This window comes from Bradyrhizobium macuxiense, from assembly GCF_001542415.1.
GTDB lineage: Bacteria > Pseudomonadota > Alphaproteobacteria > Rhizobiales > Xanthobacteraceae > Bradyrhizobium > Bradyrhizobium macuxiense.
In genome coordinates this window covers 59411-65644 of record NZ_LNCU01000096.1, presented here as the reverse complement: position 1 = coordinate 65644, position 6234 = coordinate 59411, and the positions used below count along the sequence as shown (strand labels likewise).

Sequence of the window (6234 nt, the reverse complement as noted above, 5' to 3'; positions counted from 1 at the left end):
CGAGACTGAGCAAGAACTCGGCATTTTGGGAAGTTGATGTACGATTCTGTTCATGACGAATCGGACATTCAAGAGCGGCGAGAGCCGCGACCAGGCCAGCCTGCTTCCTGCTCGGATTGAGGATTATGTCGGGGCGGACAACCCGGTCCGGGCGATCGAGAGCTTCGTTCGTGTGCTCGACCTTGCCAAGCTCGGCTTTCGCCATGCGGATCGCAAGGCCGAAGGGGTCGGTCAACCGCCGTACGATCCAGCCGATCTGCTGAAGCTCTACCTTTACGGCTACATCAACCAGATCAGGTCGTCGCGCCGGTTGGAGCGGGAGGCCTGCCGCAATCTGGAACTGATCTGGCTGCTGAAGAATCTGAAGCCGGGTTATCGGACGATCGGCAACTTCCGCAAGGAGAACTGGGTGGCTCTGAAGGCGGCCAACCGCAGCTTCGTGCTGCTGATGCGCGAACTCGGTCTTGTCGGCGGCAGCGTTGTTGCGATTGACGGCTCGTTCTTCCATGGCGACGCCAGCAAGGCCAGCATCTTTACGCGCAAGAGGCTTGCCGATCAGATCGGAAAGCTCGATCAGGAGATCGAGGCCTACGGCAAGTCCCTTGAGGACAATGACGCCGCGGAAGCCAGGAAGCCAGGCCAGGATGGCTCCGATGGTGGCGGCGCAGGTGGTGGTGACCTTGGCGCGAAGGTCGCGGCACTGATGGCGAAGCGCTCGCGCGCACAAGCCGATCTTGCTCGGTTGGAAGAGAATGGCGAGACGCAGTTGTCCCTGACCGATCCGGATGCCCGACTTCTGGTCAAGAGCGGCCAGGGGGTCGCAGGCTACAACGTGCAGACCGCCGTCGACGACAAGCACAAGCTCATTGTCGCCAGCGAGGTGGTGAACGACAGCAGCGATGTCGGCCAGCTACATGCGATGGCCATCGCGGCAAAGGAAGCCCTCGAGGTCAAGACCCTGCAGGTGCTGGCAGACGAGGGCTATTACAGCAGCCGCGAACTGAAGGCCTGTGAGGACGATGGCATCACGGCCTATGTGCCGGTGCCGGAGGGCAGCGCCCGGCTCGAGAAGCAAGGCCGCTTCGCCCTCAAGGACTTCAACTATGATGGCGTATCCGACACCTATCATTGTCCCGGCGGCCATCAGCTACATCCGATGAAGAGCAGGCAGAAGAACACCAGTGGCCGCGTCGAGATCCGCTACGCGGCGCGCGGAGCGATCTGCAGGACCTGCCCGCTCAAGATCCGTTGCCTTGGCTCGAACGCGGCCTACCGGACGATCGGTCGCTGGGAGCATGAAGACGTTCTCGAACGTCATCGCGCGCGGATGCAGGGCGCGGGCGAGGTGATGCGCCGTCGCTTTGGCATCGTCGAGCATCCGTTTGGCACGCTCAAATGCCGTGCCGGCTATCGTCATTTCCTGGTCCGCGGCTTCGACAAGGTCCGCGGCGAGTGGAGCCTGATGGCGCTCTGCTACAACTTCACCCGCGTGCTCAACATCCTGGGCTTCGACGCGTTTCTGGCCGCGCTCGCCAAGGCGGTTGCTACTTGCCGATGTACCCTCGCAGCCCTTTTGACGCCCATCCAGGTTGCTCTCGCGGCTCTCTGGACAAACATAGGGCTTCCGCTCGCAATCGGCCGGCCCACGCCGGCCTAACTCCGCTCACCAGTAGTTCTTGCTCAGTCTCGTCTGGGTGATTTGTCGCAGGCCCTCTCCATCGTCATTCCGGGGCGACGCGGAGCGTCACAACCGGAATAACGGGAGCTGTCGGATCAGTTGGCAAACTCCGGTTGCCAGTTGCGGACCTCGCGTGCCGCCTTGGTCACCGCGCCGATTGTCGTGAACGACGGCGTCTCCAGCATCATGCTGCGAGCGAGCTTGAGGGCTCGCGCCTCGCAGATCGCGCGCTGCTTCTCGTCCGCGATCCACTCGAAATCGATGTTGTGCGCGAGGCCGAGGATGCGGCGGATCGTCTTGGCCGCGGCAAAGCCGACCGTGTCCTGGAACAGCCGGGCCATGTAGGCTTGCCGCTCCGCTTCCAGCCGTGTTGCGCCCGCCTCGCCGGCGAATAGCGACACCGGATAGCCGTCGCCCTTCGCCTCGCTGCGCCACAGCGCCACAAACTTGCGGGCGAACTCGGTCCAGACGCCCTCAACCGTCTCCAGCAGCCAGGCCTCGAACGAGGCGCGCTCGCCGGGCGAGCGCTCGTGCCCGGCAGAGGCAAGATAGGCCATGATCAGATTGCCGATGACCGCGCCGATGTCGAAGCCCATCGGGCCGTAGAAGGCGAATTCGGGGTCGATTACCATCGTCTCTGATGCGGCGACCATGATCGAGCCGGTGTGCAGGTCGCCATGGATCAGCGCCTCGGGGCTCCCCATGAACTTTAGCTTGAGCCTGGAGATCGCGACATGCAGGTCGAGATCGTCGCGGAAGGCGGCCGCCGTCGCATCGAGATGCGGCGCAGTCCAGCGGTTCTGCTCGGCGACGCGATAGGGATCGGTGAAGATCAGGTCCTCGGTGATCTTGCAGAGCGCGTGGTTGCCGGCGAAATCAGCGATCCCCTCCTTCTTCTCCGCCGCGGTCAGCGAGAGGTCGGACGAGAAGAACAGGGTCCGCGCCAGGAACGTCGAGATATCCTCGACGAATCGCGGGTATCGCGTAGCCCCGATCAATCCCTTGCGCATGATGATGTGGGGCTCGAGCAGCTCCATCGCGGTCAGCGCCAGCGGGCCGTCATGATGCAGCACGGCCGGGACCAGCTTCGGCGCCAGCCGCGCCTGATGCACTAGCGCCAGATGCTCGTAGTGGGCACGCGAAAGCGGCAGCGGCCAGCTCTCGCCGACGAGGCGCACATAGGGCAGCGCCTGCTTGACGGCGATGCCGCCGCTCGTTCCCTTGACGATGAAGACGAGGTTGAGGTTGCCGTCGCCGACCTCGCTGATCGACCAGTCGGCCGGCGCGCCGCCGAGATGCGCGACGATGGCGGGCAGACCAGCGAGATAGTCGCGCAAATCGGCTTCGCGCAGAATTCGGTATTGGCTCTGCCCGGAGCCTGGTTGGGCCTGCAGGTTCATCGTGGTCGCCTCCTCCTGATGTCACAGGGCGAGGTTGATCCTCGCTCCCGCGTCGGGCCTGTCCGGCCTTTCCTTGTCAGTTGTGGAACGCCGGCATCCCCATCAGTCTGGACAGTCGCTCGACCGAAAGAAAGCCCTCGTAATAGGCCCACATCCCGATCGCGAAGAACACCGCCGAGAGCAGCGTGGTCCACAGCAGCTTGCGTCCCATCCGGGCCAGGATCGGCGCGCCGGGGTCGGTGCCAGGCACGCCGACGCCGTCCTCATGCTGGCTGCGCACGCCGAACGGCAGCGTCAGAAACAGCACGAGCCACCAAAGGACGAAGTAGATCGCGAACCCGGTGGAGATCTGGTAGGCCGAGATCTGAAAGGTCATCGCGGCTCAGGCCTGTTCGATTTCGACCAGCGCGCCGGAAAAATCCTTGGGGTGGAAGAACAGCACCGGCTTGCCGTGCGCGCCGATCTTCGGCTGGCCGTCGCCGAGCACCCGCGCGCCCTCGGCGATCATGCGGTCGCGCGCCGCGATGATGTCGGGCACGTCATAGCAAACATGATGGATGCCGCCGTCGGCATTGCGCTCGACGAACTTTGCGATCGGCGAGGCCTCGCCGAGCGGCTCGATGAATTCGATCTTGGTATTGGGCAACGTCACAAACACGGTGATGACGCCGTGTTCCGGCAGCGGCACGGCGTCGGAAATCTCGGCATTGAACGCGGTGCCGTAGATCTTCGCGGCCTGCTTGGCGTCCTTGACCGCAATCGCGACGTGATTGAGCCGACCCAGCATGTGTTTCTCCCTTGTCGTTGCGCGCACTTGTTCGGGGCGCATCAGACCGTCAGAACGTGCACGAGACAGAGCGGCTTCTTGCCCCATTGCTCGTTCAACGATGCCCGCACGGCACGGCGCACCGATTCCGCCAGCGCATCTGGATCGCGCCGACGCGGCCGCGGCAGCCCCTCGACCGTCGATACCACGACATCGAACACGATGTCGTCGAGCATTTCGCCGGCGGCATTCTTCTCCGGCATGCCGACGAGATCAACCTCGGGATCGTCGGCAAGCTCGCCCTGCTCGGTCATCGCGATGGCGACGAAGGCGCAGCCGGCGAAACCCATCCGCCGCCGCTCCACCACCGCACGCGACTTCGAGTCCTCCAGAATGGTTCCGTCCTTGTAGAGCCGGCCCGCGGGCACCTCGTCGATGATGCCGGGCTCGCCGGGCCCGAGCTTGACCAGGTCGCCGTTGCGGCAGGTCAGAACCTTGGGGACCCCTGCGGCACGCGCCAGCTTGGCGTGCTCGGCCAGATGCAGGGCCTCGCCATGCACGGGGATCAACAGTTGCGGCCGCACCCAGGAGATCATGTCGCGCAGCTCGTCGCGGCGCGGATGGCCGGACACATGCACCAGGTGGTCGCGGTCGGTGATGACCTCGACGCCCTGCTCGACCAGCCCGTTGATGATGCCGCCGACCGCCTTCTCGTTGCCGGGAATCGTGCGGGAGGAGAAGATCACGGTGTCGCCCTTGTTCAGGGTCACCTGCGGGTGGTCGTCATTGGCGATCCGCGCCAGCGCGGCACGCGGCTCGCCCTGGCTGCCGGTGCACAGCGCCAGCACCTTGTCCGACGGGAAATGGCCGTATACATCGGTGCTGCGGAAATTCTGCACGCCGTCGAGATAGCCGCATTCGCGCGCCACCTGCACGGCCCGCTCCATGGCGCGGCCGACCACGACGACCTCGCGATCGGCGGCCCTGGCGGCGTCGGCGACAGCCTTCATGCGCGCCACGTTGGAGGCGAACGTCGTGACGGCGACCCGGCCCTTTGCCGCCCCGACCAGCTTCTTGATCGTGGCGGCAACCTCGGTCTCCGACGGCGAACGGCCGTCGCGCACCGCATTGGTGGAATCGCCGACCAGCGCCAGCACGCCTTCATCGCCGAGTTCGCGCAGCCGCCGTTCGTCGGTCGGCCGCCCGATGATCGGGGTCGGGTCGATCTTCCAGTCGCCGGTGTGCAGCACGGTGCCGACGTCGGTCTTGATTGCAAGCGCGTGCGACTCCGGAATCGAATGCGCGACCGGGATGAACTCGACATTGAACGGACCGATGTCGATCCGGCCGCCCGATGGGATCACCGTGACCGGGATCTTCGGCGGATTGCGCTCGGCTGCGCATTTGGCCTCGAACAGTGCGGCGCTGAACTGGGTCGCGTAGATCTTGCAACCGAGCTTGGGCCAGAGATCGATGATGGCGCCGAAATGATCCTCATGGGCGTGCGTGAGCACGAGGCCCATCAGGTTGTTGCGTTCCTTCTCCAGGAAGCGGATGTCCGGCATGATCAGGTCGATGCCCGGCAGATGCTCCTCGTCGCCGAAGGAGACGCCGAGATCGACGGCGAGCCAGGCGCGCTGATGGCGGTTGCCGAGGCCATAGATCGACAGGTTCATGCCGATCTCGCCGACGCCGCCGAGCGGCGCAAAGGTCAGTTCGTCCGGACGCGCCATCAGTTGGCCCTCACCGAGGCTGCATTGCCGAAATAGACCTCGCCGGCGGTCACGGGGATGCGCCGGCCGTCAGCGGTACGGACGATCAGGCAGCCGGTGTCGTCGATGGTGTCGAACGTACCCTCCAGCGCGACGGCCCCGGTCTGGATCGCCACCCGCTCGCCGAGGCCGGCGGCGCGCTCCAGCCAGAGCCGGCGGACCTCGGCAAAGCCGCGGCCATCGTCCCAGATGCCGCGAAACTCGACCCAGGCGTCCGACAGCGCGCCGAACAGCTCCTCCGAGCCGATCTGGACGCCGAGCGCCGCGAGCGACACGGCCGGCGTCGGGGTGCTCTCGGGCGCGGCCACGACATTGGTGCCGATCCCGACCACGACCGCCAGGCGATCGCCGACGCCCTCGGCTTCCAGCAGGATGCCCGACAGCTTCCTGCCGTCAGCCAGTACGTCGTTCGGCCATTTCAGGGTGTAGGCCGGGCTCCGCCCGAGCCGCAGCGCCGCCTCGATGCTGACCTTCTGCAGCGCGGCCTCCAGCGACAACCCGGCGGCAAAGCCGAGCGTTGCCGCGACCGCCGGCTGAACCTCCAGCACCTCGAGCACGCTGCTGGCGAGATTGCCGCGCGGTGCGACCCAGGCCCGCTGCCGCCTGCCCCGCCCCGCC

General features: G+C 65.5%; 6 protein-coding genes. 1 reads left to right on the top strand and 5 read right to left on the bottom strand.

Annotated features, from left to right (window positions below; all coding sequences use genetic code 11):
• Positions 1–52 precede the first annotated feature (52 nt).
• Positions 53–1657, top strand: coding sequence for an IS1182 family transposase (locus AS156_RS28850; RefSeq protein WP_066498669.1), 1605 nt, complete (start codon positions 53–55; stop codon positions 1655–1657).
• Between the two features lie 116 nt (positions 1658–1773).
• Here AS156_RS28850 and mtnK read toward each other — a convergent pair whose 3' ends face one another.
• The 5 genes from mtnK to AS156_RS28825 all read right to left on the bottom strand — a co-directional run.
• Complete coding sequence (gene mtnK, locus AS156_RS28845) at positions 1774–3078, bottom strand: S-methyl-5-thioribose kinase (protein ID WP_066511832.1); 1305 nt, start codon at positions 3076–3078, stop codon at positions 1774–1776.
• A 76-nt stretch (positions 3079–3154) separates the two neighbouring features.
• Positions 3155–3454 (bottom strand): DUF1467 family protein, encoded by a 300-nt coding sequence (locus tag AS156_RS28840; RefSeq protein ID WP_066511828.1) that lies wholly within the window; start codon positions 3452–3454, stop codon positions 3155–3157.
• Between the two features lie 6 nt (positions 3455–3460).
• Positions 3461–3865 (bottom strand): methylmalonyl-CoA epimerase, encoded by a 405-nt coding sequence (gene mce / locus AS156_RS28835; RefSeq protein ID WP_016841811.1) that lies wholly within the window; start codon positions 3863–3865, stop codon positions 3461–3463.
• Between the two features lie 41 nt (positions 3866–3906).
• Positions 3907–5577, bottom strand: coding sequence for a ribonuclease J (locus AS156_RS28830; RefSeq protein WP_066511827.1), 1671 nt, complete (start codon positions 5575–5577; stop codon positions 3907–3909).
• Positions 5577–6234, bottom strand: a 658-nt coding sequence (locus AS156_RS28825) for a biotin--[acetyl-CoA-carboxylase] ligase (protein ID WP_245313110.1), incomplete at its 5' end; no start/stop codon positions are given. The genes AS156_RS28830 and AS156_RS28825, both read right to left, overlap by 1 nt.